A 26,381-nucleotide genomic window follows, 5' to 3' on the forward strand; every position below is an offset into this window, starting at 1 on the left:
TACCTGCGTCGGCGGGTGAGGAAGAATGGGCCCATGGCCTCCTCACTCGTCTGGTTCCGTGACGATCTGCGGCTCGCGGACAACCCCGCGCTGCACGCCGCCGTCGAGCGAGGCGAACCGGTGATCGCCGTGTTCATCCTCGATGAAGAGTCAACCGGGATCCGGCCTCTCGGCGGTGCATCTCGCTGGTGGCTGCACCACTCGCTCGCGTCGTTGAGTGAGAGGCTGAACGAACGGGGCGTCACACTCGTCCTGCGCCGCGGCGCCGCGGACCGGGTGATACGAGAGCTCGTGGACGACACCGGAGCAGACGCCGTGTTCTGGAATCGGCGATACGGCGGCCCGGAGCGGGACGTCGACGCCGGCATCAAGAGTGCGCTTCGCGACGACGGCGTCACTGTCGCCTCCTTCGCCGCATCGCTGCTGCACGAGCCGTGGACGATCACGACCGGCAGCGGCTCGCACTACTCGGTCTTCACGCCGTTCTGGCGCGCCTGCGTTGCCCTTCCGGCGCCCCGCTCTCCCCTTCCGGAGCCTGCAGAGATGCCGGCGGACGATCGTGCCCCGGCATCCGACGCTCTCGACGAATGGGCGCTGCTTCCCACCGCCCCCGACTGGGCAGGTGGACTGCGCGAGACGTGGGAGCCCGGCGAGCTCGCCGCACGACGCCGTCTGACGGAGTTCCTGGAGAACGACCTCCCCACCTATGACCGGGCACGCGACGAACCGTCAGCCGGCGCCACATCTCGACTCTCTCCGCACCTCCGCTGGGGTGAGGTGAGCCCCTTCACTGTCTGGCACGAGGCCGTCGGCGTAGAGGGCGCTGGAGGGTTCCTGTCCGAACTCGGATGGCGCGAATTCGCCTGGCACACGCTGTACCACTTCCCCGATCTCGCCACCAAGAACCTGCGACCGGAGTTCGACGCCTTCCCCTGGCCGCCGCTGGACCCCCCACAACTCGACGCGTGGGAACACGGCGAGACCGGCGTACCGCTGGTGGATGCCGGAATGCGCGAACTCTGGCACACGGGCTACATGCACAACCGGGTCCGGATGGTGACGGCCTCGTTCCTGGTGAAGAACCTGCTCATCGACTGGCGGCTCGGCGAGGAGTGGTTCTGGGACACTCTCGTCGACGCGGACGGTGCGAGCAATGCCTTCAACTGGCAGTGGGTCGCCGGATCAGGCGCCGATGCAGCGCCATACTTCCGTGTCTTCAACCCGGAGCTGCAGGCCAAGAAGTTCGACCCGCACAGGCTCTACATCTCTCGCTGGGCGTCGGATGCGCCGGCGGAGCCGATCGTCGACCTCGGCGAAACGCGTAAGGCCGCGCTCGCGGCGTATGACGAGGTGAAGCGGGCGCCGCGCCAGCGAGGCTGAGCATCTCTGACGTGGGGCGAGGAGACTCTGAACTCTGCGACCCCGCTGGTCTCAATGGTCGTGAGGCTCCGGGACTAGGAGTTCTCGAGGTAGCGCGCCTTCCATGAGTTGAATGACGTCGGAGTCAGATACGCCGCATTGCCGTGTTGCACGGCAAGAGCGTTGGCGAGATTCTGGTCTTGGGTGTCCAACCATGCGGCACTTCCGGTTCCGTCACCGGCCAGCGCGAAGTGGTGGGTGCCGTTGATCGTGGTGTAGTAAAGCGAGCTCATGCTGTTGTTCCTTTTGTAGATGGCGGAGGACGAGGGGGCTGGGGGTGGAGTTGTGTTCGAGCCGACGTAGTTTTCAAAATCCGCGGTGCTTGTGAAGCCGCGCCGCCATGGCGTGCCGTCGATCCAGAGCGACACGTGCACGTGCGCACCGTAGCCGTACTCCTGGCCGAAGCCTGATGCCCCGGATACGGCGATGAGATCACCGCGATTCACCCGCTGCCCGACCGCCGCAGAGATGCTCTTCAAGTGGAGGTAGCGGATGTAGTTGCCGTCATCGGCCTGCAACGCGAGGAACCGCCCGGTAGCGCCCGATGTTGAGGTCTGGCGAGCGGCGATGACACCGCTCGTTGCTGCGTACACAGCTGTGCCGTATGCGACGCTGTAATCCGTGCCTGGCTCGCCAGAAGCGGGCGTGCGATTCCGGTGACTTTGCCAGGACGAGGAAATCGTGACATTTCCGCACGGGCGCAGATACGTGCCCGCCGCAGTGGCCGACGGGGGTCGTGTGAAGTTCGCAGCAAAAGACGCACCAAGGGCTGCTGCGCCGGTGAGCAGAAACAGATTCCGCCTGGTCAGGTTTGGTTTAGTGATCGCTGCATCGGTAGGCGTCCCTGCATCGAGTCCGCACATTACTGTGTGCCCCCCTCGTTCTTGCCTGCGATCAGATTCTGAATCTGCTCCTCAGGCAGTGGTTCGATCGATGCCGAAGACAGTCCGATGACCGGCGCCGATGGCGACCCGCCGATGGTGCACTGAGCCTCGCCGTCGAAGCCCTCGGCGGCGGCGGGTACAAGCACGAGCCAATCCGGATCAGCCGTTCTCTGCTCGATTCGGGCGCCGTCGACGTCGAAGTCAACCGTCGCGCCGAAGGCGCCGGTCGTCACGTCGATGCACGCCTGTACGAGTTGGGCGTCAGAGAACGTCTCGCTCGACACGGGGCTGGAGGATCGCGTCGGGCTTGACGTCGAGGTCGGGATGGGGCTGACAGCGCCGGGCAAGGTCCCACAGCCGGGGAGCAGCAGGCCAGTTGCCAATAGCGCTGCGGCGACGACCGTCACTCGTGTTTTGTTTGGTGGACTCATGGCAAAACCGTATGAGCCCCAAAGGATTTGAGGAGAAGGCCCTCTAGCGATGGCAACGGGAATGCCAGATCAAACTCCAGTTCGCACCGCAATTTGGTGTATTCTGCCGCGCGCGCTCGCGACCGCGCTACCAGCTGACTCACAGGTTCCCGCCTCCGTCGAGGGCGCGAATGACCGGCCGCTTCAATCACAGGGCAGTGCTCAAGTCTTCGTCTGGACCCGTATTCACGGACGCTGACGTGGCGCACGATTCGGAGGGGTGGCCCCGACAGGTCTGGGGAACCTTCGGGACCACCTGCCGGTGTTGCTGGGGACTTCACCGGCCCGAAGACCGCCACTTGCTGCGATCCAGGCTCAACCTACCCGCGAGAGCGGGCCCTCTGTCAATCCCCTATCCATGTCGGTGCTGGCCGTTATCGTTACGGGTTGCAGCAGCCGGCGGCTTTCTGGGGACTGACGCGGCAACGCTGCATTTCGGCGGCCTGCTGGCGCATGAAGAGGATGCGGCGGCAGGCCGCTCGCGGGGCGCAAGAGCGCGTAGGGCCCAAGGCCGCGCGGCGGTCGCCGGATGAAGCCCGGAGACCGCCATATTCTTGGACCCGGTCTCAATCTAGACGGCCGAGATTTAACGGCGTACTCTGCTGCCGGAGCGGCGGTGCTGCTGACTGGGGACGATCGCACCGTGCTCTGTGCCTTCCACCGAGCCGAGCCTGGGGACTCCTCGGTGGAAGGCACGAACACGCCCGTGCTAGGCGCCGGGAGCGCGCAACACGTTGGTGAATGCGACTGCCTCTTCCACGACCCGGCGACCGAGAAACCGAGAGGTCGAGAACGCGGCCCGTCCACGCCTTCTGTGATGCACGAAGATCGTCGAGTCGTCTACGCTGACGAGCATCTCGTACTGGCTGCGATCGTCAGCCTCTTGCTCGCGTACCTTGTGATCCGGATAGGCGTCTACGCCCCCGGACACGAAAAAACCCCCGGAGAACCGGGGGTTTCAGTGTGCGCGATACTGGGATCGAACCAGTGACCTCTTCCGTGTCAGGGAAGCGCGCTACCGCTGCGCCAATCGCGCCCGTCAGGGCTTTTCAATTTTACAAGCGAGGTGGCGACGGGATTCGAACCCGTGTAAACGGCTTTGCAGGCCGGTGCCTAGCCGCTCGGCCACGCCACCGTGTGGATTGACCCCACGTGCGGTGGATCCTCCGAGGAGAATCCCCTGCACTCGAGCGGATGACGAGACTCGAACTCGCGACCCCAACCTTGGCAAGGTTGTGCGCTACCAACTGCGCTACATCCGCATTTCGTTCCCGGTCGTCCCGGGCACTCATGAAACATTAGCCGATGTTTCGTCGCCGTCCAAACCGGAATCGAATCTCGCGCGTGTCCTCCGGAGTGGTCAACCTGGCGGCCGGGGGTCGGGTAGTATCTGTTGACGTACCCCACGGGTATGGGCGATTGGCGCAGTTGGTAGCGCGCTTCCTTCACACGGAAGAGGTCATCGGTTCGAGTCCGGTATCGCCCACCGACAGAAGCCCCGCAAGACCACGGTCCTGCGGGGCTTTCGCCATCCGACCGACGCTCAGGTCACGCGCCCGTCCCCCGGGCGGGAGACCCGAAGCCACCGGTAGCCGAAGGCGGGGATCTCCATCTCGACTTCCCCGTTCGGCCCGAGGCCCATCCGTGTGGGTTCGAGAAGATCGACGAGCGAGGTTCCCTCTGGTTCACCGTCGAGCAGGAACCGTGTCTCCACCGGCACCTCGGCGAAGTTGTGCAGGGCGATGACTCGTCCCACATCCGCGGTCAGCGAATGCACCAGCAGCGAGGTCGCCGGCTGCTCGATGACTTCGAACGTTCCCCAGCCGAGCTCAGGCGAGATTCGGTAGCGCGAGGCGAGGTCGCGGATGAAATGGAGCATCGAGCTTTGATCCTCGAGCTGCGATGCGACGTTGACGTGCTGCGGCGCGTAGCCGTCGGTGGGCAGGGGCGCCACCAGCTTCGAGGGCGCAGCATCCGAGAAGCCGCCGTTGCGCTCGTCCGACCACTGCATCGGCGTGCGCACGGCCTTGCGACCGGGGATGTCGATGTTCTCCCCCATGCCGATCTCTTCCCCGTAGAACAGCACAGGTGTGCCGGGAAGCGTGAACAGCAGGCTGTACGCCATCCGGATCCTCCGGGGATCTCCTTCGAGCATCGGCGGGAGCCGGCGGACGATCCCCCGTCCGAACACTCGCTGCCGCTCGTCCGGCGCGAACGCCTCGAACACCTCCTGTCGCTCGCTGTCGCTGAGCTTGTCGAGCGTGAGCTCGTCGTGGTTTCGGAGGAAGTTCGCCCATTGCACCTCCGTGCCCAACGACGGTCGCGAGATGAGCGCATCGACCAGCGGCGCCGGATCTCTTCGCACCAGCGAGAGATACATCGCCTGCATCCCCACGAAGTCGAATTGCATCGTGAGTTCGTCACCGCCGTCGCCACCGAAGTAGTCGACCTGCTCGGCGTACGGCAGATTCACCTCACCGAGCAGGATCGCTTCACTCGACCGCCGTTGCAGGAATCGCCGGATGTCGAGCAGCAGGTCATGCGGATCCGGGATCTCTGCCCCGTTCGGCACCTCCAGAAGGAAGGGCACCGCGTCGACCCGGAAGCCGGAGATCCCCATCTGCAACCAGAATCCGATCACCTTCGCGATCTCATCGCGCACATGCGGGTTCGCGATGTTCAGATCGGGCTGGTGCTCGTAGAAGCTGTGCTGATACCACTGCCCCGACTTCTCGTCCTTGGTCCAGATCCCGTTCGCCTGCCCGGGGAACACGGCGTTCTTCTGCCCTTTCGGAGGCGCATCGTCGCGCCAGACGTAGTAGTCCCGGTACGGCGAGTTCACGCTGCGTTTCGCGGCGAGGAACCACGGGTGACGATCGGATGTGTGGTTGATCACGAGATCGACGATGACGCGCATCCCGCGGTCTCGCGCTGTGCGGATTACCTCCACCAGATCGCCGTGTGTTCCGAGGCGCGGGTCCACCCCGTAGAAGTCGGCGACGTCGTAGCCGTCATCGCGGCCCGGTGTCGGATAGAACGGCATCAGCCAGAGGCACGTGACGCCCAGCTGCGACAGGTAGTCGATGCGCTGTGCTAGCCCCTGCAGGTCACCGACGCCATCGCCGTTCGAGTCGCGGAACGTCTCCACATCGAGGCAGTAGACGACCGCCGTCTTCCACCACAGGTCGCTCGTGTCGGTGATCTTCACAGCTTCTCCTTCAATGCGGGAATCAGGTCGGATGCCGCGACATCCAGAAATTCGGACTGCTCGGTGCCGACGTGGTGGAGGTAGACGCGATCGAAGCCGATCTGCACCAGCTCGGCGATGCGTTCCGCCAAGGACGACGCATCGTGATCGATGAGGACCGCGCTTCGAAGTTCGCTCTCGTCTTTGCCCTTCACGGCGTTCTCGAAGTCTTCCGGCTGCTCGAGATCCCAGGTGACCGGCGGGGCGAGAAGCCCGTTGCGCCACTGGTCGCGCGCGATGGCGAATGCTGCGGCATCGGTATCCGCCCAGCTGAGATGCACCTGGAGGATGCACGGGCCATCACCGCCGGCGGACCGGTACGCGTCCACCACGCTCCGCAGGGCTTTCGGCTCCTGCGCCACCGTCGCCAAGCCGTCGGCCCAGGATGCGGCCCATCCCGCGGTCTCTGCACTCACCGCGGTCGCGAACAGCGGCGGGGGCTGAGCGGGCCGGCTCCACACCCGCGCCCTGTGAACCCGCACGAGGCCGTCATGGTCCACCTCTTCACCCGCCATCAGTCGGCGAATGACGTCGACGCTCTCGCGCAGCCGCTCGTTGCGCTGGGCTTTGGGCGGCCAGGGATCCCCCGTGATGTGCTCATTGACCGCTTCCCCGCTTCCCATCGCCGCCCAGAACCGCCCGGGGAACATCTCCTCCAGCGTCGCGAAGGCCTGCGCGATCAGCACCGGGTGATAGCGCTGCCCGGGCGCGTTGACCATCCCGATCGGAAACTCCGTCCGCGCCAACGCGGCCGCGATCCAGCTCAGCGCGAAGCCCGACTCGCCCTGACTCGGGGTCCACGGCGCGAGATGATCGGAACTCATCGCGCCGTCGAACCCGGCTCGTTCCGCTCCGATGACGGCCTTCAGAAGGGCGCTCGGTGGGATCTGTTCGTGAGAAGCGTGGAATCCGATGAATGCCATGGTCCCGAGTCTGCCAACGATGGCGCCGTTACGGCAGTGCTGGACGTGCGAGGGGTCGAACCTCTACCCTTGCCACCCCGAGCCGGCTCGCGCGGTGTCCCCGGCCCGGCGTATCGTCCGACGCGTGAGATCGAAGCTGCTGCCGGGCCCCTGCACCCTGTGCGGGCATCTCTCCGGCACCCGTGTCGGGGAGGCGTGGCTGTGCGATGCCTGCGGGTGGCGCTACGGTGACGTGCCCGACACCGATCTGCCTCTCCCCCAGGTCGAGGTCGTCTACTACCTGCGATTCGACACACGCGTGAAGATCGGCACGAGCAGGCGCCCGCGGCAGCGGATCGCCAGCATCCGGCATCAGGAGCTCCTCGCCTTCGAACGCGGGGGCAGAAGCGTCGAGCAGCAGCGGCACCGAGAGTTCGCCTCGGCGCGCGAGGGCGGCGAGTGGTTCACGCTGAACGACGAAGTTCGGGCGCACGTCGGCCGTGTCCGCGCGGTGGGCGAACCCTGGCAGCTCTATGCACGATGGCTGAGCGAGGCGCTTCGCGGCGCCGCCTCCCCCTGAGCACTGCCGCCCTAGCACCGGCGGTCGGCACACACCAGCCCCTGCCTCACGAGGCGACGACCGAGACACACTCGTACGAAGAAGGATGCCGCGCGGCATTCACGAGAGGAGACGCCATGTCCGGCACCGACGATGAACAGAACCCGAGCGCAGACCCGGCGATCCAGGGCGACGGCAGCGGCGACCCCAACCAAGATCGTGAGTTCCTTCAGGATCTGCCACCGGCGCAGGTGGATGAGGACGCCGTGCACAAGGCTCAAGAAGCTGAGTCAGGCGATACAGCCGACGACTAGACGTCGCATGTGAGAAGAGGCGCGCTCCGTTCCGGAGGGCGCCTCTTCTCGCGTTGCGGGTCAGGCGGTGACTGCACGCCCCCGCGTCGTCGCAGGCTGCGACTGGGAGAACAGCACCACGACGATGACAGCAGCGCCGACCACGACGTGCGGGAGCCAGACGTTCAACGCCTCGTCCGCGAAGCCGAACAACCACGGGGAGAGCGCGAGGAAGAGGCTTGCGACGATGTCGAAGACGAGGTGCACAGGCATCGGGATGAGCCCGAAAGGGCCCCACTCATACTTCGTGAACAGGCTGTAGACGATCAGTCCGACGCCGAGCACGACGGGAATCACGACGGCGGCCCCGCCGACGCCGGCGAATCCGAACAGCCAGGGGGCGACGATGAGCGCGACACCGACGATGTAGTCGAGAATGCCGTGGACCTTGGTGGGAATGAAACGCATGATTCCTCCTTGTGCTTCGCCGCGGTCGCGGCTCATGACTGGTTCGGCACGCCCCGCGATTCGGATTGTCCCGGCTCGCAGCCCAGGCTCAGACCACGCTGCTACTGTGAGGGAAGCTGGCATCTCGCCGGCGTCAGGGAAGTCTTCTCGTCGACCAACGGGCCGTTTCGGCACTTCGTTCTCCGTCGCCTCCTCTGGGTTACTCCGAGGAGCGCCATGTCCATCCCGTCCCTTCCTTCTGATTCGACTCGCCCGTCCACCCGCAATTGGGCGGAGCCGATCTCGCTCCCCGAGGGCGCGACCGCGGTGATCTACTGCGAGGGCCAGTTCGGCGAGCAGGACGGCAAGACCGCCAACGGCCTGATCCGCCATTCGGAGAAGTACGAGATCCTCAGCGTGATCGACAGCACACGGGCAGGTGCCGACGCCGGTGCGCTGCTCGACGGCACTGCCAACGGCATTCCCATCGTCGACGGCCTGACCGCAGCCTTCGTGCACGCCGGCCGTGTTCCGGACTACCTCATCTGCGGGGTCGCCCCCGCGGACGGGCTGCTCTCCCCTGAACAGCGCACGGCGCTGCTCGACGGCATCGCTCGCGGCATGCACATCATCAACGGCCTCCACGAGTTCCTGACGGACGACGCGGAGTTCGTCGCCGCGACGGCACTCGCCGGTGTCACCATCACCGACGTCCGCCGCCCCAAGGACAAGAAGGACCTCCACCTCTTCTCCGGCCGCATCTTCGACGTCACCTGCCCCCGTATCGCGATCCTCGGCACGGACGGCGCCATCGGCAAGCGCACGACAGCGACCCTGCTGGTGCGCGCACTCAATGAGCACGGCATCCGCGCGGTCATGGTCGGCACAGGCCAGACGACCATCATCCAGGGCGGCCGCTACGGCGTCGCACTCGATGCTCTGGTCCCCCAGTTCTGTTCGGGCGAGGTCGAGAATCAGGTCGTCGCCGCATTCGAGGGCGAGGATCCTGACGTCATCATCGTCGAAGGTCAAGGCGCACTCAGTCACCCCGCCTATCTCACCTCGGCGCATATCCTCCGCGGCAGCCGCCCTGCCGGCGTCATCGTCCAGCACGCCCCTGGGCGCAAGACGCTGGGAGATTTCCCGATGGTCGGCATGCCCACGGTCGAAAGCGAAGTGGCACTGATCGAAGCGTTCGCCGACACCCGCGTCATCGGTGTCACCGTGAACCACGAGAATCTCTCGGACCGCGAGCTCAGCGCCGCGATCGACGACATCGAGCTCAGCCTCGCGCTTCCCGCGACCGACCCTCTGACTCGTCCGTTGAAGGATCTCGTCGAGATGGTGCTGCGGGCGTTCCCGTCTCTCAGCCCGCTGGAGACCAGCCGTACCGACGCGTGAGCGCGTTCGCCACCGCGTCGTAGCGCCAGCGGTCGAGAACGGCGGCTTCACGGCGGAGGCCCCTGTCGTGAACGCTGTACAGCTGCTCGATGTCGACCCAGGACTCGCGACCCTGCGAGTCCCAGGATCCTGCACCGATCGAGTGGAAGTCGCGTTCGCCGTCGTGTGGTCTGCTGGTCATCCGCACCGCGTATACCCGGTCTCGTGAAGCGCGACCGATGACGAGCACAGGCCGGTCCTTGCCGCGTCCGTCGTTTTCCTCGTACGGCACCCAGGTCCACACGATCTCACCGGCGTCCGGAGCGCCGTCTCGCTCAGGCGAGTAACCGACTCGAACGTCCTTGACCCGGTCAGGGTCGATGCGAAGCGTCTCCGTCCCGGCAGAATGCCCCGGCTCCGGCCGAAGTTCGGCGGGAGTCGGGGCCTCGGGCGAAGGCCGCAGGTACGCATCCGGGCGTCTCGGACGGATCGGTGTCCGAGACGCCCGGTCTGATCCCAGCGTCTTCTGCAGGAGCTTCGCGAGTGTTGCCAGGATGCCGTCGGTGTTGCTCACACGGTCACCCTAACGGCTGTCACGCGTCGGCGAGTGCGTATCCCTCTTCGCCGTGGACGACCAGGTCGACACCGGCGATCTCGTCCTCGTTCGTGACGCGGAACCCGATCGTCTTCTCGATCGCGAAGCCGATGATGAAGGCGACGACGAACGAGTAGATCAGCACACCCAGGGCGGCGATGACCTGAACGGCCAGCTGGCGGGCGTCGCCGCCGACGAACAGGCCGGTCTCGGTGGCGAAGAACCCGAGGTAGACCGTTCCGAGAAGACCGCCGACGAGGTGGATGCCGACGACATCGAGCGAGTCGTCGAAGCCGAGACGGAACTTCAACTCGACCGCGAGGGCGCAGACGACACCGGCGAGAGCACCGAGCAGGAGCGACCAGCCGGGGGTCAGGTTGGCGCAGGCCGGAGTGATCGCGACCAGACCGGCCACAGCACCCGACGCCGCACCGACGGACGTGGGCTTGCCGTCCTTGATCTTCTCGATGAGGATCCAGCCGAGGATGGCCGCCGCGGTGGCACCGAGCGTGTTCAGACCGATGAGTCCGACACCGCCCATGTCTTCGGCGAGCCACTCCGCGCCGGCGTTGAAGCCGAACCAGCCGAACCACAGCAGCGCGGCGCCGAGCAGCGTCAGCGGCACGTTGTGCGGCTTGAGGATGCCCTTCTGGAAACCGATGCGCTTGCCGAGGACGAGAGCCAGCGCAAGCGCCGCGGCACCGGCGTTGATGTGCACGGCCGTGCCGCCGGCGTAGTCGATGACGCCGATCCCGCTGTCCTCACCGAAGAGAGTGGTGCCGAGGTTCATGATCCAGCCGCCGCCCCAGACCCACGCCGCAACGGGGAAGTACCCCACGGTCGCGAAGATCCCCGCGAAGATCAGCCAGCTGCCGAACTTCGCGCGGTCGGCGATCGCGCCGGAGATCAGCGCGATGGTGATGATCGCGAAGGTGGCTCCGTAGGCGACACCGAGGAGCGCGACGTTCGAGCCCTCGCCCGACGCCAGGCTCGACAGACCGATGTCGGCGAACGGGTTGCCGGCGAACGCGGTCGGACTGTCGACGGCGCTCATCGAGAAGCCGAAGAGAATCCACAGCACGGCGACAAGTCCGATCGAGCCGAAGCTCATCATCATCATGCTGACGACGCTCTTCGCCTTGACGAGACCACCGTAGAAGAACGCGACGCCTGGCGTCATGAGCAGAACCAGCGCAGTGGCCGTGATCGCCCACGAGATGTTGCCGGGAGCATCCATAGGAAAACCTCACATCCGAAGTAATTGAGAGCTTCAGTGTGGCGACACGCCGTTTCGCGCATGCGTGAAGTTTGTTTCCCCGCTGTTACAGCCGGGCGTTCCGTGTGAACATCGCGTTACGCGGCTCTGCGGGCTCACGCAGAATGCGTCAGTGCGTTCAATCGGGAGATGGCGCGAAGGTACTTCTTGCGGTATCCGCCGGCGAGCATCTCGTCCGAGAAGACGGCGTCCAGACCGACGCCGGTCGCGACGACGGGAATCTGGGCGTCGTACACACGATCGACGAATGCCACGAATCGAAGCGCCTCCGACTGGTCCGTGAGTTGGCGGACTCCGCGAAGTCCCACCTGGACCACGCCGTCGATGAGTCGGATGTAGCGCGACGGATGCACCCGTGCCAGATGCCGGATCAGGTCATCGAACTGATCGTCGGATGCCGCGCCCGAGTCGCCTGCTTCGTTGACGGCCGCATCGTAGGCGTCGTCGTCGAGGGTGATCGAGTGGCCGTCGAGCGCGCGCTGGCGGAAGTCGACGCCGTCGATGCGCAGCGTCTGGAAGCTGTCGGACATGGCGTGGATCTCGCGGAGGAAGTCCTGTGCGGCGAAGCGCCCCTCGCCGAGAGCGTTCGGCGGAGTGTTGGAGGTGGCGGCCAGTCGCGTCCCCGTGGGGACGAGCTCGCCCAGCAGACGCGTCATGACCATCGTGTCGCCGGGATCGTCGAGTTCGAACTCGTCGATGCAGAGGAGATCGGCGCCTTTGAGGAGGTCGACGGTGTTCTTGTAGCCGAGCGCGCCGACCAGCGCGGTGTATTCGATGAACGAGCCGAAGTACTTCCGACGGGCGGGCATCGCGTGATAGATCGAGGCCAGCAGGTGCGTCTTGCCCACACCGAAGCCGCCGTCGAGGTACACCCCTGGCTTCACTTCGGGTTCCTTCTTGGCACGGCTGAAGAATCCGCCACGCTTCGCCGGAGCACCGCGACCGGAGAACCGGAGGAGCGTGTCCTTGGCCTCGTCCTGCGACGGGTACGCGGGATCAGCGCGATAGCTGTCGAAGGTCGCGGAGTCGAACTGCGGCGGCGGCACCAGGCTCGCGAGCATCTCCGGCCCGCTGATCGTGGGCTGTCGCTCGGCGAGGTGCACGATACCCGTGCGGCTGGTCGTGTCGGTCATCACGGTCCTGAATCGGGTGCTTGGCTGTGTCGAAGTCTTACGAATCGGGTGCAGGGGGCACCGGGGGCATCTATCGTCGAAGGGACGGCTCCACACTACGCCGTCAGCACCCGCACCTTCGCCCGCTCAATGCTTCGGAGACCCCATGGCCATCGAGTTCGATTCCTCCTCCCCCAAGTTCGCCGAGTACGCCGAGCCAGGACGGCTGGTGACCACCGAATGGCTCGCGTCGCGGCTGGGCGAGCCGGGTCTCGTCGTCGTCGAATCCGATGAGGACGTGCTCCTCTACGAGACGGGCCACATTCCCGGGGCCGTCAAGGTCGACTGGCACACCGAGCTCAACGACCCGGTCGTTCGTGACTATGTCGACGGAGAGGGCTTCGCTGCGCTGCTGAGCCGCAAGGGGATCTCTCGAGACGACACCGTCGTGATCTATGGCGACAAGAACAACTGGTGGGCCGCGTACGCTCTCTGGGTCTTCTCTCTCTTCGGCCACGAAGACGTGCGGCTCCTCGACGGCGGTCGCGACCGCTGGATCTCGGAAGGCCGGGAGCTCACCCGCGAGGCGACCGTGCGCCCCGCGACCGAGTACCCCGTCGTCGAGCGCGACGACTCCGGCATCCGCGCCTACAAGGAGGACGTCCTCGCACACCTCGGAAACCCGCTGATCGACGTCCGCTCACCGGAGGAATACAGCGGCGAGCGGACGACCGCTCCGGCGTATCCGGACGAAGGAGCCCTGCGTGCCGGGCACATTCCCACGGCGCAGAGTGTCCCGTGGGGCAAGGCCGTGGCCGAGGACGGCGGGTTCAAGAGCCGGTCCGAACTCGAGGCGATCTATCGGGACGGCGCCGGCCTCGCCGACGGCGACGACGTCGTCGCGTACTGCCGGATCGGGGAGCGCTCGAGCCACACGTGGTTCGTCCTCAAGCATCTGCTCGGCTTCCAGAACGTGCGCAACTACGACGGGTCATGGACGGAATGGGGCAGCGCGGTCCGCGTGCCGATCGTCACCGGCACCGAGCCCGGCACGCTCTGAACATGTGACAATGGCAGGGATGAGCGCACCTGAAGTCCCTGACATCCTGGCGGAGATCCGCGACGGCTTCCTGGAGACCCCGGAAGCCGACCGTCTGCTGCTCCTGCTGGAGTACTCCGACGAGCTTCCTCCGGTTTCCGGAGAGGTCGCAGAACACCCGGAGATGTGCGAGCGCGTCGCAGAGTGTCAGTCGCCCGTGTACATCTACGTCGAGGTGCGCGACGGCATCGTGACGATGCATGCGACCGCTCCGGAAGAAGCCCCCACGACGCGCGGCTTCGCCAGCATCCTCGTCCAGGGCATCACGGGTCTCACCCCCGACGAGGTCTTGGCGATTCCCGACGACTACCCGCAGTCGATCGGTCTGACCAAGGCAGTTTCGCCCCTCCGCATCGGCGGGATGACGGGCATGCTGATGCGCGCGAAGAAGCAGGTCATGCAGAAGCGCTGAAGCCCTGAGCGCGGAGCCAGTCGGTGATCGCCGAGCTCCACCCGGTCTGGTCGTAGTTCCACAGCTTCGTGTGACGTGCTCCGCTGAACGTCGGCATGGTGACCAGATCGGGGCGAGCCCGCTCGAGCGCGTGCGAGGCATCCGCCGGAACGAAGCCGTCGTCTTCGCTGTGCAGGATGAGGATCGGCGCGGTCAGCTCGTCCGCCCGCGCGACCATGTCGAGTTGGTCGAACGGGATCGCGTCCTCCGCTCCGCTGAGTCGCGCGGTGAGCGGAAGGGAGAGCGCACTCATGGCGAGGTCGGGAAGAGGCGCGTGCATCCCGGCGGCCTTGGCCTGGTACCGCAGCACGGTCCGCCAGTCGACGACGGGCGACTCGAGGATCAGGCCGGCGATGCTGTCGCGGTTGGCCGAGCCCAAGGCGGCCTGGAATGCCACCGCTCCGCCCATCGACCAGCCCATGAGGATCACTCGCTCGGCGCCGTGCCGCAGCGCATAGGAGATGGCCGCGTCGACATCCCGCCACTCCGAGGCACCGAGCGCATAGGCTCCACCGCGGCTGCGCGGGGCTTCGCCGTCGTTGCGGTACGAGACGACGAGGTTCGGCAGTCCCGCCGAGTGCAGCACCGGAACGGCGCGCAGGCACTCGGCCCGCATCGTCCCCCGTCCGTGCACCTGGATCACCCATGTCGACGAGTCACCGGGGAAATACCAGGCTGGGCAGGGACCCGCGGACGACCGGATCAGCACGTTCTCCCAGCGGAGATGCAACTCACCGGGCGCTGCGTAGTACCAGCCACTGAACCCCGCCTCCCGGTCGACGCGTGCACCGGGCTCGATCTGGGTGAGCAGCTTTCGGCGAACGCTCGTCGCGTCGGCGCTCAGGACAGCGCCGAGCTTGACGTAGCCGTAGGTCCCCGTGGTGAACAGCCCGTAGCGCCCGGGGAGCTCCGTGTCGAGCGTGCGCGTCAACTCGATGGTCTGCGCGCCGGTGTCGACGGCCAGGATGGTCGTGTCCGCGGGGCGGCGCGTCGGCGTCACCACACGTCTGGCCACTCCGAACACGATCAACGCCAGCCCCGTCCCGAGAGCGAGCAATGCGGGGACAAGGAGCGCAACGGCGTGCCTGAGACTCTTCATCGCCTCCTGACTCTAGCCTGTTGCCGTGACCGCTCACCCCGACGCCGGGACCCTCTTCGACAGCGCGACGGCAGAACTACGCGAGACCGCGTTCCGCGACGACATCACGGTGCACGAGATCCCCACTCCACAGGGCCTCGCTCCGTTCGCGATCGCCCTCGCCGCCGATGTCCGTCCTGGCAGCGACGGTGAGTCGATCTACGGCACCGGAAGGTTCGTCCTGCTGCACGATCCCGACGAGCCGGGCGCCTGGGGCGGAGCCTGGCGCATCGTCACCTTCGCCCAGGCTCCCCTCGAGAGCGAGATCGGCACGGACCCTCTCCTGGCCGACGTCACCTGGTCGTGGCTTGTCGACGCCCTCGACTCACGCGACGCCGTCTATCACTCGGCCTCGGGCACCTCGACGAAGACGCTGTCCAAGGGATTCGGTGGCCTCGCCGACGAAGGCGACGGCGCACAGATAGAATTGCGGGCGTCCTGGACACCGGATGGCCCCTTCCGACCGCACGTCGAAGCATGGGCCGAGCTGGTCGGAATGCTGGCGGGACTTCCGCCCGGTTCCGAGGGCATCGCCGTGATCGGCGCGCGAAAGGCTGTACGTGACTGAATACTCCGTGATCTCGGATTCTGAGGAGTTCCGCGAAGCCTGCGGCGCACTCGCGGCGGGCACCGGCCCCGTTGCCGTCGATGTGGAACGCGCATCCGGTTTCCGCTACTCGCAGCGCGCCTACCTGGTGCAGGTCTTCCGACGGGAAGCCGGCGTCTTCCTGTTCGACCCGCCGGAGATCGGCGACTTCTCTCCTCTGCAGGAGGCGATCGGCGACAGCGAGTGGGTACTCCACGCCGCCAGCCAAGACCTGCCCTCTCTCCGCGAGCTGCACCTGGAGCCGCCGTCGATCTTCGACACCGAACTGGCTTCGCGCTTGCTCGGGCACGATCGCGTCGGCCTGGGCGCCGTGGTCGAAGACACCCTCGGCATCACGCTCAAGAAGGAGCACTCGGCGTCGGATTGGTCGACGCGGCCGCTTCCCTCGGCGTGGCTCGAGTATGCCGCCCTCGACGTCGTGCACCTGATCGACGTCCGCGACGCCCTGGTGGCGGAACTCGCGGAGCAGGACAAGACCGAGATCGCCGCTGAAGAGTTCGCAGCGACGCTCTCGCGCGCGCCGAAACCCCCGCGCGAAGATCCGTGGAGGCGGCTCAGCGGTCTGCATCAGGTCCGTGGCGCCCGCAACCTCGCCGTCGCCCGCTCGCTGTGGCAGGCGCGCGAGAAGTTCGCGCAGGATCAGGATGTGTCGCCCGGTCGCCTCGTGCCGGACCGGTCGCTGGTCGCCGCCGTGATGGCGAACCCCCAGTCGAAGCAGGCGCTCGCCGGCATCAAGGAGTTCCAGGGCCGCGCGAGCCGCTCGCAGCTGGACCGATGGTGGCAGGCGATCGTCGACGGACGTGCGACCGAGGAGCTGCCCCGCGAGCGGGTGCCGAGCGACGCCCTGCCGCCTCCCCGAGCATGGGCCGACCGCAACCCTGAGGCCGATGCCCGGCTGAAGGCCGCACGCCCTGTGGTCGAGGCCGTCGCCGAAGAACTCGGGATGCCCACCGAGAACCTGCTCACCCCGGAATTCCTGCGCCGCATCGCCTGGGATGTGCCCGGGGAGACGGCCGAGGACATCGGAGGCGCCCTCGACGCGCTCGGTGCCCGACCGTGGCAGATTGCACGGACTGCACAGAAGATCGCGGCTGCCTTTGTAGATGCGGCGCAAGAGCCTGACACCACCCCCGCACCCGCTTCGTAGGTTCGATCCAACCGATTCCTCCCGGTTTCCGCGCGTTCATAGACTGAGGACACGCACAAACTTGGAGGCAGAGTGGCCGAGATCTCGGACGTCTTCTTCGTCGATGGAGTACGCACCCCTTTCGGGCGCGCCGGCGAAAAAGGCATGTACTGGAACACCCGCGCGGATGACCTCGCCGTCAAGGCGACCATCGGCCTGATGGAGCGGAACGCCGCCGTCCCGGCCGACCGCATCGACGACGTCGCGATCGCCGCGACGAGCCAGACAGGCGACCAGGGTCTCACCCTCGGCCGTTCCGTGGCGATCCTCGCGGGACTCCCGCAGACTGTCCCCGGTCTCGCCGTCGAGCGCATGTGCGCCGGCGCGATGACCAGCGTCACCACCATGGGCGCGTCGATCGGGGTGGGCATGTACGACCTCGCCCTCGCCGGCGGCGTCGAGCACATGGGGCACCACCCCATCGGCGGCAACGCCGACCCGAACCCGCGCTTCGTGTCGGAGAAGATGGTCGACCCGGGCGCTCTCAACATGGGAGTCACGGCCGAGCGGATCTTCGACCGGTTCCCGCACCTCACCAAGGAGCGCTCGGACCGCTACGGGATGCTCAGCCAGCACAAGGTGCAGGCAGCGTACGACGCGGGCAAGATCCAGCCCGACCTCGTGCCTGTGGCCATCAAGGGCGCTGACGGTGCGTGGGGCCTCGCCAGCGAAGACGAGGGTCGTCGCCCGCAGACGACGATGGAGGACCTCGCCGCTCTGAAGACGCCGTTCCGTCCGCACGGGCGCGTCACAGCCGGCACCTCCTCGCCGCTCACTGACGGCGCGACCATGTCGCTGCTCGCCGGCGGCGGCGCGGTCAAGGAACTGGGTCTCGCCCCGAAGATGCGGATGGTGTCCTTCGCCTTCGCCGGAGTGCAGCCCGAGATCATGGGCATCGGCCCGATCCCTTCGACCGAGAAGGCGCTTCGCAAAGCGGGCCTGTCGATCGACGACATCGGTCTGTTCGAACTCAACGAGGCCTTCGCCATCCAGGTCATCTCGCTGCTCGATCACTTCGGCGTCGCCGATGACGACCCCCGGGTGAATCAGTGGGGCGGCGCCATCGCGGTCGGGCATCCGCTCGCGGCATCCGGTGTGCGACTCATGATCCAGCTCGCCGCACAGTTCGCCGAGCGTCCCGACGTCCGCTACGGGCTCACCGCCATGTGCGTGGGTCTCGGCCAGGGCGGTTCGGTCATCTGGGAGAACCCGCACTACAACGGCAAGAAGCGGAAGTGAACACGGGAATGACGAACTACGACGACATCGACTTCTCGCCGATCCAGGCGCTCACGGAGGGTGAGGTCGTCACGCACTCCCCCGTGCGCGACATCCGCCTCGCCTCCGGCAAGGTTCTCGCCCTGATCACCCTCGACAACGGCCGCGACCACACGCGTCCGAACACGCTGGGACCCGCCACCCTCACCCTGCTCGGCGAGACTCTCGACGCCCTCGCTGCGAGGGCAGCAGCCGGTGAGATCCAGGCCGTCGGCATCACCGGCAAGCAGTACATCCTCGCCGCCGGCGCCGACCTCTCCGACATCAGCAAGGTGGGTTCGCGCGACAACGCACGACTCATCGCGCAGCTGGGGCACAAGGTGCTCGGCAAGCTGAGCGACCTCGGCGTGCCGTCGTTCGCCTTCGTGAACGGCCTGGCGCTGGGTGGTGGCCTCGAGATCGCCCTGAACTCTTCGTATCGCACGGTCGACGCGTCCGCCGCGGCGGTCGCCCTCCCCGAGGTCTTCCTCGGGATCATCCCGGGCTGGGGTGGCGCGTACCTGCTGCCGAACCTGATCGGGATCGAGAACGCCCTCGAGGTGGTCATCTCGAACCCCCTCAAGCAGAACAGGATGCTGAAGCCGCAGCAGGCCTTCGAGCTGGGCATCTTCGACGCGATCTTCCCGGCGGCGAACTACCTCGAGAACTCGTTGGCCTGGGCCGATGCCGTGCTCGGCGGCAAGAAGGTCGAGCGCAAGAACGAGCCGGGCAAGATCGAGCGGCTGACCAAGTGGCCGATCGCGGTCAAGATGGCCCGCGGCATGCTGGAGTCGAAGATCGGCACCGTGCCGAAGTCGCCGTATGCGGCGCTGGAACTCCTGGACAAGGCCAAGAGCGGCACCAAGGCGGAAGGGTTCGCCCGAGAAGACGAGGCGCTCGCCGATCTCGTCACCGGCGACCAGTTCGCCGCCTCGATGTATGCCTTCGACCTCGTGCAGAAGCGCGCCAAGCGCCCGGTCGGCGCGCCCGACAAGGCTCTCGCGAAGAAGGTGGCGAAGGTCGGCATCATCGGCGCCGGCCTGATGGCGAGCCAGTTCGCCCTCCTCTTCGTGCGCAAGCTTCAGGTTCCGGTGCTGATCACGGACCTCGATCAAGCTCGTGTCGACAAGGGTGTGGCGTACATCCACGAGGAGATCGGCAAGCTCGAGAGCAAGGGCAGGCTGGACTCGGATGCCGCGAACAGACTCCGCGCACTCGTCACCGGCACCACCGACAAGAGCCTGTACGCGGATTGCGACTTCGTGATCGAGGCCGTGTTCGAAGAGGTCGGCGTCAAGCAGCAGGTGTTCGCGGAGATCGAGAAGGTCATCGCCGAAGACGCGATCCTCGCCACCAACACCTCGTCGCTCTCCGTCGAGGAGATCGGCTCGAAGCTCGCTCATCCTGAGCGCCTTGTGGGATTCCACTTCTTCAACCCGGTGGCTGTCATGCCGCTCATCGAGATCGTGAAGACCCCCGCCACGGCCGACGCCGCGCTTTCCACGGCCTTCGTCGTCGCGAAGAATCTCGGCAAGAACGCGGTGCTCACCGCGGACGCACCGGGCTTCGTGGTGAACCGCCTCCTCGCGAAGGTCATGGGCGAGGCCGCACGCGCCGTCTATGAGGGAACCCCGATCGCCGATGTCGAGAAGGCTTTCGCACCGCTGGGGCTCCCGATGGGACCGTTCCAGCTCATCGATCTGGTCGGCTGGAAGGTCGCCGCTCACGTTCAGGACACCATGGTGCAGGCCTTCCCTGACCGGTTCTACGCGAACGACAACTTCCACGCTCTCGCGGAGCTGGATTCCGTCGTGGAGAAGGACAAGGGCGGCCGCGTGACCGGCTGGACGAAGCAGGCTGAGAAGGTGCTGAAGCCGGCGGTGGGTAAGACGCCCGCCCCCGCGGCGACGATTCTGCAGCGGGTGCAGGACGGCCTCGCCACCGAGATCAAGCTGATGCTCGATCAGGGTGTCGTCCCCGAGGTGGAGGACATCGACCTCTGCCTCATCCTGGGCGCGGGATGGCCCTTCATCGACGGTGGGGCCTCGCCCTATCTCGACCGCGAGGGGGCCTCCGAGCGGGCCTTCGGCGGGTCCTTCCACACCCCGCAGATCCGCGGCATCGAGTCCGCGAGCTGAGCGCAAGCGCGCACACAGCGCGCAGGTATCGAGAATGCCCCGTTCGACCACATGTCGAGCGGGGCATTTCCGCGCAGGCGACCGCCAGACGAACCAGCCGCGAAATCCCCGTGAACATCGAGTGAGACCGGGCGGTTATGGGCCGCAACGGTGCGCTGGGGCAGGCAGAGTATGAGCGTGGACGCGATCTTCAGCATGTTCAGCAGCGGTGGAGCCATGGGTGGTCTGGTCAAGACGGGGACGGCGGTGTTCACTGTCCTGCTCGTCGTCCCGGCCCTGCTCAAGCTGTTCATCGTGACCGTCGATGAAGGCTGGGCCGCCATCCGGACCAGGAACGGCAAGCCGATCATCCGCCGAGCTCGTCCCGGCAAGGCCGGAACCGCCGGGGTCGGAGAGGTTGTCTTCCTCTCCCCCGGATCACACGGCGCTTTCCCTCTGTTCTACTGGTACAAGCTCATCGACGTGCGTTGCCGCGCGACGGACCTCCCTGCGCGCCAGTTGACGGCGGCATCCGGGCACCAGCATCTCGTGCACGCCTCATTCGAATGGCGGCCGGTCGTCTCGGGACGTGACCTCCGGGTGTTCGAACTCGATGTCGTCAATGTCACCGAGCGTGCCGCCAACATCATCTCCGCAGCGCTCCGCGACGTCATCCGCACTCTCGAAGGCGCCGAGCTCCCCCACAACGACGTGCTGAGCACTCGCGTACGCGAAGCCTGCACGGAGAGCGTCCTGACCGCATGCGGCGTGGAGGTCGTCAACGTCCTCATCACCGGGGACGCCCTCACCGACGGCTACCTGTTGTCTCAGGCCATCCGTGGCAGCGACAACGCCCCCGATGTGGTCGCCGCGCTGCATGCACTGAACTGACGGCGTTCCTCGTTCAACGCCGTTCGTGCAGCGGCAGGTCGATCGCGCCGGTCTCGCCCGCGTGACGCGCCTTCGGGATACGGGTACCGAGGACCTGGGCGACGACGTCCTGCGCGATCTTGGATGCCGTCAGGCCCGCATCCGCGAGGATCTGGTCCCGCGAGGCGTGATCGATGAACTCGTCGGGAAGGCCGAGCTCGTCGACCGCGGTGTCGATGCCCGCCTCACGCAGAACCTGCCGGACGCGCGTCCCGATTCCGCCGACACGGATGCCGTCTTCGAGCGTGATCACCAGGCGGTGGTGTGCCGCGAGTTCGACAACCGACGGCTGCACGGGGATAGCCCACCGAGGATCGATGACGGTGGCCCCGATTCCCTGCGCGCGGAGGCGGTCGGCGACGTCGATGGCCAGCGCTGCGAAAGGCCCGATGGCTACGATCAGCACGTCTTCCGATTCGCCTCGCGCGAGCACGTCCACGCCGTCGCCGAGTCGTTCGATGGCCGGAAGGTCGGCCGCGACCTCGCCCTTGGGGAACCGGATCACCGTCGGTGCATCTTCGACGGCGACGGCCTCCTCCAGAGCTTCCGTCACGCGTGCTGCGTCACGCGGCGCGGCTATGCGGATGTGCGGAACGATCTGCAGCATGGCAAGGTCCCACATGCCGTGATGACTGGGGCCGTCAGGACCGGTCACCCCGGCGCGATCGAGCACGAACGTGACTCCTGCGCGGTGCAGCGCGACGTCCATCAGCACCTGGTCGAAAGCTCGGTTCATGAACGTCGCGTACAGAGCGACGACCGGATGCAGTCCGCCGAACGCCAGACCGGCCGCCGAGGCCACCGCATGCTGCTCCGCGATGCCGACATCGTAGACACGATCGGGGAATCGTTCAGCGAAAGGAGCGAGCCCGGTCGGCCGCAGCATCGCCGCCGTCATCGCGATGACATCGGTCCGGCGCTCGCCGATCGAGACGAGAGCGTCGGAGAAGACATCCGTCCACCCTCGGCCACCGGAGGAGAGGGTCTCGCCCGTGGTCGGATCGATACGCCCGACCGCATGGAACTGATCCGCCTCATCGTCGCGTGCGGGCTGGTATCCGCGTCCCTTCTCGGTGATCGCGTGCACGATCACCGGCGCACCGTATGACTTCGCGAGCTCCAGCGTCTCGAGCAGCACGGGAAGGTCGTGTCCGTCGATGGGTCCCAGGTACTTGATGTCGAGGTTCGAGTACAACGCCTCGTTGTTCGTGAATCGGGACAGGAATCCGTGCGTCCCGCCGCGAACGCCGCGGAAGACGGCGCGTCCCACCGGCCCGAAAGCCCGGAACAGGCGGTCGGACTTGCGGTGCAGATCCTTGTACGCGGCGGCTGTGCGGACGCGGTTCAGGTAACGCGACATCCCACCGATGGTGGGAGCGTACGAGCGACCGTTGTCGTTCACCACGATGACGAGGTTGCGGTCGTTGTCGTCGGAGATGTTGTTCAACGCCTCCCAGGTCATGCCTCCGGTCAACGCGCCGTCGCCTACGACCGCCACCACATGCCGGTCCGCCCTGCCCGTGGCGGTCATGGCGCGGGAGACGCCGTCCGCCCAGCTGAGCGAGCTCGAGGCGTGCGACGACTCGACGACATCATGAGGGCTCTCGCCGCGCTGGGGGTACCCCGCGAGGCCTCCGCGCAACCGCAGGCCGGAGAAGTCCTGGCGCCCGGTGAGGAGCTTGTGCACGTAGGACTGATGCCCCGTGTCGAAGATGAAGGGATCGTCGGGTGAGGAGAACACGCGGTGCAGGGCGATCGTGAGTTCGACCACGCCGAGGTTCGGGCCGAGGTGACCGCCCGTCTGCGACACGTTCTCCACGAGGAACTCGCGGATCTCCGCGGCCAACTCGATCAGCTGATCGCTGGACAGGGAGTCCAGATCGCGGGGTCCTGAGATGCGGGAAAGAATGGGCATCTGCGCCTCCTCACAGGCTCCGAGTGACGTCAGATTCCGATCGGGCGTCCCCCCGATCGTACCGCTCCAGCCCGAGAAACCTGGGAGAGCGGGCTGACCCCTTGACATGCGGAAGGGGCGCGGATCCGACGATCCGCGCCCCTTCCTCTGGTTCGATCAGACGAGCGAACGAAGCACGTACTGGAGGATTCCACCGTTGCGGTAGTAGTCCGCTTCGCCGGGAGTGTCGATGCGGACGATCGCGTCGAACTCCACCGGCTGCTTGCCCTCGGGAGAGTGCTCGCTCGGGGTGGCCGTCACGCGGACCGTCTCCGGGGTCACGCCGTTGTTGAGTTCCTCGAGACCCGCGATCGAAACGACCTCGGTGCCATCGAGACCCAGCGACTCCCAGCTCTCGCCTGCGGGGAACTGCAGCGGCACGACACCCATGCCGATGAGGTTCGAGCGGTGGATACGCTCGAAGCTCTCGGTGATGACCGCCTTCACACCCAGCAGGCTGGTGCCCTTCGCTGCCCAGTCGCGCGAGGAACCGGAGCCGTACTCCTTGCCGCCGAAGATCACCAGCGGCGTGCCCTGCTCCTGGTAGTTCATGCTCGCGTCGTAGATGAACGACTGCGGGCCGCCCTCCTGGGTGAAGTCGCGGGTGTAGCCACCCTCGACGACCTGACCGTCGTTGACGGCCGACACCATGAGGTTCTTGAGCCGGATGTTGGCGAAGGTACCGCGGATCATCACCTCGTGGTTGCCGCGACGCGATCCGAAGGAGTTGAAGTCCTTGCGGTCGACGCCGTGCTCCATGAGGTACTGCGCGGCGGGGGTGCCGGGCTTGATGTTGCCGGCCGGTGAGATGTGGTCGGTCGTGACCGAGTCGCCGAGCGTCGCCATGACGCGCGCACCGTGGATGTCGCTGACCGGGGTGAGTTCCATGGTCATGCCGTCGAAGTACGGCGCCTTGCGCACATACGTGGAGTTCTCGTCCCACTGGAAGATCGCGTCGTCCGGAGTGGGGAGGCTGCGCCAGCGCTCGTCACCGTCGAACACGGTGGCGTACTGCTTGATGAACTGGTCGCGCGAGATCGACGAGTCGACGATCTCCTGCACCTCGTCCGGGGAAGGCCAGATGTCCTTCAGGAACACATCGTTGCCGTCGGAGTCCTTGCCGAGCGCGTCGGTCTCGAAGTCGAAGTGCATCGACCCGGCGAGAGCGTAGGCGATGACGAGCGGCGGGCTCGCGAGGTAGTTCATCTTCACGTCGGGGCTGATGCGGCCCTCGAAGTTGCGGTTACCGGAGAGGACCGCCGTGACCGCGAGGTCATGGTCGTTGATCGCTTCGGAGACCTCTTCGATCAGCGGGCCGGAGTTTCCGATGCAGATCGTGCATCCGTATCCGACCGTGTAGAAGCCGAGACCCTCGAGGTCTTTGTCGAGGCCGGACTTCTCGTAGTAGTCGGTGACGACCTTGGAACCGGGTCCGAGCGTGGTCTTGACCCAGGGCTTCTGCTTCAGCCCCTTCTCACGAGCCTTCCGCGCCACGAGACCGGCCGCGATCATCACGGACGGGTTCGAGGTGTTGGTGCACGAAGTGATCGCCGCCAGCGTCACCGCTCCGTTGTCGAGGATGTACTTCTCACCGCTCGGCGTGGTGACCGGCACCGGCTTCGACGCGTTCGCGGGTGCACCGCTGTTGATGTGCACCGGTCGAGTGGTCGGCTCCTCTTCACCCGGGACCGAACCCGGGTCGGACGCCGGGAACGAGTGCTTCGACTCGAGGTCGACGATGTCGTCGGAAGTGGATGCCGACATGTAGCCGAGGATGTCCTGCTCGAACTGCGACTTCGCCTCGGAGAGGAGGATGCGGTCCTGCGGTCGCTTCGGGCCGGCGATCGACGGGACGACGGTACCGAGGTCGAGCTCCAGGTACTCGCTGAAGGTCGGCTCGACGGACGCATCGTGCCAGAGCTTCTGCTCTTTGGCGTACGCCTCGACGAGCGCGACAGCCTCGTCGCTGCGACCGGTGAGACGCAGGTAGTCGAGGGTGACGTCATCGATGGGGAAGATCGCGGCCGTCGAACCGAACTCGGGCGACATGTTGCCGATGGTGGCGCGGTTCGCCAGCGGGACCGATGCGACACCCTCGCCGTAGAACTCCACGAACTTCCCGACCACGCCGTGCTTTCGCAGCAGCTCGGTGATCGTCAGGACCACGTCCGTGGCGGTGACCCCGGCCGGGATCTCACCGCTCAGCTTGAATCCGACCACGCGCGGGATGAGCATGGACACTGGCTGGCCGAGCATCGCTGCCTCGGCCTCGATGCCGCCGACACCCCAGCCCAGCACGCCCAGGCCGTTGACCATGGTCGTGTGCGAGTCGGTGCCGACACATGTGTCGGGGTAGGCGCGGAGCACACCGTCGACATCGCGGTCGTAGATGACCTTCGCGAGGTGCTCGATGTTCACCTGGTGGACGATGCCGGTTCCCGGCGGGACGACCTTGAAGTCGCTGAACGCCGTCTGTCCCCAGCGGAGGAACTGGTAGCGCTCGCCGTTGCGCTCGTACTCGATCTCGACGTTGCGCTCGAGAGCGTTCTCCGAACCGAACACGTCGGCGATCACGGAGTGGTCGATGACCATCTCCGCGGGTGAGAGCGGGTTGATCTTGTTGGCATCGCCGCCGAGGGCGGTCACGGCCTCGCGCATGGTGGCGAGGTCGACGATGCAGGGCACACCGGTGAAGTCCTGCATGACCACGCGGGCGGGCGTGAACTGGATCTCGGTGTTGGGCTGGGCCGCAGCATCCCACGCGCCGAGCGCCTCGATCTGCGCCTTCGTCACGTTCGCGCCGTCTTCGGTGCGAAGGAGGTTCTCCAGGAGAACCTTCAGGCTGAACGGGAGCTTCTCGAAACCGGGCACGGTGTCGATGCGGAAGATCTCGTAGTCGGTGCTGCCGACCGTCAGGGTGCTCTTGGCACCGAAGCTGTTCACCGTAGACACGGATCCGTCTCCTTCTATTCGGATGGGAGCGACAGGCGCCTCCATCTTGCTCGCCCACGAGCCCCTGCGGCTAGCAAGGCAGACCTAACCAGTCTGCTGCGTCAGG

Annotated in this window: 22 protein-coding genes and 4 tRNA genes; 12 read left to right on the plus strand and 14 right to left on the minus strand. The window is 66.3% G+C overall.

Annotation, left to right across the window (positions count from 1 at the left end; genetic code table 11):
• Positions 1-33 precede the first annotated feature (33 nt).
• Positions 34-1,380: a deoxyribodipyrimidine photo-lyase gene (locus D7252_RS15015; protein ID WP_120776120.1), complete on the plus strand. Its 1,347-nt coding sequence runs from the start codon at positions 34-36 to the stop codon at positions 1,378-1,380.
• A gap of 74 nt (positions 1,381-1,454) precedes the next feature.
• Here the strand turns inward: D7252_RS15015 and D7252_RS15020 are convergent, their stop codons facing one another.
• The 5 genes from D7252_RS15020 to D7252_RS15045 all read right to left on the minus strand — a co-directional run bounded on the left by D7252_RS15020 (position 1,455) and on the right by D7252_RS15045 (position 4,035).
• Positions 1,455-2,282, minus strand: a complete 828-nt coding sequence (locus D7252_RS15020; protein WP_120776121.1) for a M23 family metallopeptidase — start codon at positions 2,280-2,282, stop codon at positions 1,455-1,457.
• Positions 2,282-2,587 (minus strand): hypothetical protein, encoded by a 306-nt coding sequence (locus D7252_RS15025; protein WP_120776122.1) that lies wholly within the window; start codon positions 2,585-2,587, stop codon positions 2,282-2,284. Before D7252_RS15025 ends, D7252_RS15020 begins: the two co-directional genes overlap by 1 nt.
• A 1,150-nt stretch (positions 2,588-3,737) precedes the next feature.
• A tRNA-Val gene (locus tag D7252_RS15035) sits at positions 3,738-3,809 on the minus strand.
• A gap of 28 nt (positions 3,810-3,837) precedes the next feature.
• A tRNA-Cys gene (locus D7252_RS15040) sits at positions 3,838-3,908 on the minus strand.
• Between the two features lie 54 nt (positions 3,909-3,962).
• Positions 3,963-4,035, minus strand: a tRNA-Gly gene (locus D7252_RS15045).
• A 151-nt stretch (positions 4,036-4,186) separates the two neighbouring features.
• Here D7252_RS15045 and D7252_RS15050 point away from each other — a divergent pair.
• Positions 4,187-4,259, plus strand: a tRNA-Val gene (locus D7252_RS15050).
• A 57-nt stretch (positions 4,260-4,316) separates the two neighbouring features.
• On the opposite strand, the gene D7252_RS15055 is transcribed toward D7252_RS15050, so the two are convergent.
• Both D7252_RS15055 and D7252_RS15060 read right to left on the minus strand, forming a co-directional pair.
• The gene (locus D7252_RS15055) at positions 4,317-5,981 is read right to left on the minus strand and encodes an alpha-amylase family protein (RefSeq protein ID WP_120776124.1); all 1,665 of its coding nucleotides are present in this window, start codon (positions 5,979-5,981) and stop codon (positions 4,317-4,319) included.
• Positions 5,978-6,943 (minus strand): TIGR03885 family FMN-dependent LLM class oxidoreductase, encoded by a 966-nt coding sequence (locus D7252_RS15060; RefSeq protein WP_120776125.1) that lies wholly within the window; start codon positions 6,941-6,943, stop codon positions 5,978-5,980. Before D7252_RS15060 ends, D7252_RS15055 begins: the two co-directional genes overlap by 4 nt.
• A 124-nt stretch (positions 6,944-7,067) precedes the next feature.
• Here D7252_RS15060 and D7252_RS15065 point away from each other — a divergent pair, with 124 nt between their 5' ends.
• On the plus strand, positions 7,068-7,502 hold the full coding sequence (locus D7252_RS15065) for a GIY-YIG nuclease family protein (protein WP_220659887.1): 435 nt from the start codon (positions 7,068-7,070) through the stop codon (positions 7,500-7,502).
• 116 nt (positions 7,503-7,618) lie between these two features.
• Positions 7,619-7,795 carry a hypothetical protein gene (locus D7252_RS20130; protein ID WP_183055314.1) on the plus strand — a complete coding sequence of 59 codons (177 nt, stop codon included), beginning with the start codon at positions 7,619-7,621 and terminating at the stop codon, positions 7,793-7,795.
• 60 nt (positions 7,796-7,855) lie between these two features.
• On the opposite strand, the gene D7252_RS15070 is transcribed toward D7252_RS20130, so the two are convergent.
• Positions 7,856-8,242, minus strand: coding sequence for an SPW repeat protein (locus tag D7252_RS15070; protein ID WP_120776127.1), 387 nt, complete (start codon positions 8,240-8,242; stop codon positions 7,856-7,858).
• A 216-nt stretch (positions 8,243-8,458) separates the two neighbouring features.
• Here D7252_RS15070 and D7252_RS15075 point away from each other — a divergent pair, with 216 nt between their 5' ends.
• Positions 8,459-9,622, plus strand: a complete 1,164-nt coding sequence (locus D7252_RS15075; RefSeq protein ID WP_120776128.1) for a DUF1611 domain-containing protein — start codon at positions 8,459-8,461, stop codon at positions 9,620-9,622.
• Here the strand turns inward: D7252_RS15075 and D7252_RS15080 are convergent.
• From D7252_RS15080 to zapE, 3 genes are all read right to left on the minus strand, one after another.
• Complete coding sequence (locus D7252_RS15080) at positions 9,588-10,175, minus strand: type II toxin-antitoxin system PemK/MazF family toxin (RefSeq protein ID WP_120776129.1); 588 nt, start codon at positions 10,173-10,175, stop codon at positions 9,588-9,590. The genes D7252_RS15075 and D7252_RS15080 overlap by 35 nt on opposite strands.
• Positions 10,176-10,194: 19 nt before the next feature.
• On the minus strand, positions 10,195-11,433 hold the full coding sequence (locus D7252_RS15085; protein WP_120776130.1) for an ammonium transporter: 1,239 nt from the start codon (positions 11,431-11,433) through the stop codon (positions 10,195-10,197).
• 134 nt (positions 11,434-11,567) lie between these two features.
• Entirely contained in the window at positions 11,568-12,605 is a 1,038-nt protein-coding gene (zapE, locus tag D7252_RS15090; RefSeq protein WP_120776131.1) for a cell division protein ZapE, read from the minus strand.
• Positions 12,606-12,750: 145 nt separating this feature from the next.
• On the opposite strand from zapE, the gene D7252_RS15095 reads away from it, so the two are divergent.
• Both D7252_RS15095 and D7252_RS15100 read left to right on the plus strand, forming a co-directional pair.
• Entirely contained in the window at positions 12,751-13,644 is an 894-nt protein-coding gene (locus D7252_RS15095) for a sulfurtransferase (RefSeq protein ID WP_120776132.1), read from the plus strand.
• A gap of 19 nt (positions 13,645-13,663) precedes the next feature.
• Entirely contained in the window at positions 13,664-14,095 is a 432-nt protein-coding gene (locus D7252_RS15100) for a SufE family protein (protein ID WP_183055315.1), read from the plus strand.
• Here D7252_RS15100 and D7252_RS15105 read toward each other — a convergent pair.
• On the minus strand, positions 14,079-15,233 hold the full coding sequence (locus D7252_RS15105) for an alpha/beta hydrolase (RefSeq protein ID WP_120776134.1): 1,155 nt from the start codon (positions 15,231-15,233) through the stop codon (positions 14,079-14,081). The genes D7252_RS15100 and D7252_RS15105 overlap by 17 nt on opposite strands.
• 25 nt (positions 15,234-15,258) lie before the next feature.
• On the opposite strand from D7252_RS15105, the gene D7252_RS15110 reads away from it, so the two are divergent.
• The 5 genes from D7252_RS15110 (at position 15,259) to D7252_RS15130 (ending at position 21,330) form a co-directional block, all read left to right on the plus strand.
• A complete protein-coding gene (locus D7252_RS15110) occupies positions 15,259-15,840 on the plus strand; it encodes a DUF3000 domain-containing protein (protein ID WP_120776135.1) in 582 nt (193 codons plus the stop codon).
• Complete coding sequence (locus tag D7252_RS15115) at positions 15,833-17,026, plus strand: ribonuclease D (protein ID WP_120776136.1); 1,194 nt, start codon at positions 15,833-15,835, stop codon at positions 17,024-17,026. The genes D7252_RS15110 and D7252_RS15115 overlap by 8 nt, the downstream gene beginning before the upstream one ends.
• Before the next feature lie 72 nt (positions 17,027-17,098).
• Positions 17,099-18,304: a thiolase family protein gene (locus tag D7252_RS15120; protein ID WP_120776137.1), complete on the plus strand. Its 1,206-nt coding sequence runs from the start codon at positions 17,099-17,101 to the stop codon at positions 18,302-18,304.
• An 8-nt stretch (positions 18,305-18,312) separates the two neighbouring features.
• Positions 18,313-20,460, plus strand: coding sequence for a 3-hydroxyacyl-CoA dehydrogenase NAD-binding domain-containing protein (locus D7252_RS15125; protein ID WP_120776138.1), 2,148 nt, complete (start codon positions 18,313-18,315; stop codon positions 20,458-20,460).
• A gap of 171 nt (positions 20,461-20,631) precedes the next feature.
• Positions 20,632-21,330 (plus strand): SPFH domain-containing protein, encoded by a 699-nt coding sequence (locus D7252_RS15130; protein WP_251050737.1) that lies wholly within the window; start codon positions 20,632-20,634, stop codon positions 21,328-21,330.
• 13 nt (positions 21,331-21,343) lie between these two features.
• On the opposite strand, the gene dxs is transcribed toward D7252_RS15130, so the two are convergent.
• Together dxs and D7252_RS15140 are read right to left on the minus strand one after the other, a co-directional pair.
• Entirely contained in the window at positions 21,344-23,284 is a 1,941-nt protein-coding gene (gene dxs / locus D7252_RS15135; RefSeq protein ID WP_120776140.1) for a 1-deoxy-D-xylulose-5-phosphate synthase, read from the minus strand.
• A 156-nt stretch (positions 23,285-23,440) separates the two neighbouring features.
• Complete coding sequence (locus D7252_RS15140) at positions 23,441-26,320, minus strand: aconitate hydratase (protein WP_183055316.1); 2,880 nt, start codon at positions 26,318-26,320, stop codon at positions 23,441-23,443.
• Between the last annotated feature and the right edge of the window lie 61 nt (positions 26,321-26,381).

Source organism: Microbacterium sp. CGR2, assembly GCF_003626735.1.
In the GTDB taxonomy this organism is placed as follows: Bacteria; Actinomycetota; Actinomycetes; order Actinomycetales; family Microbacteriaceae; genus Microbacterium.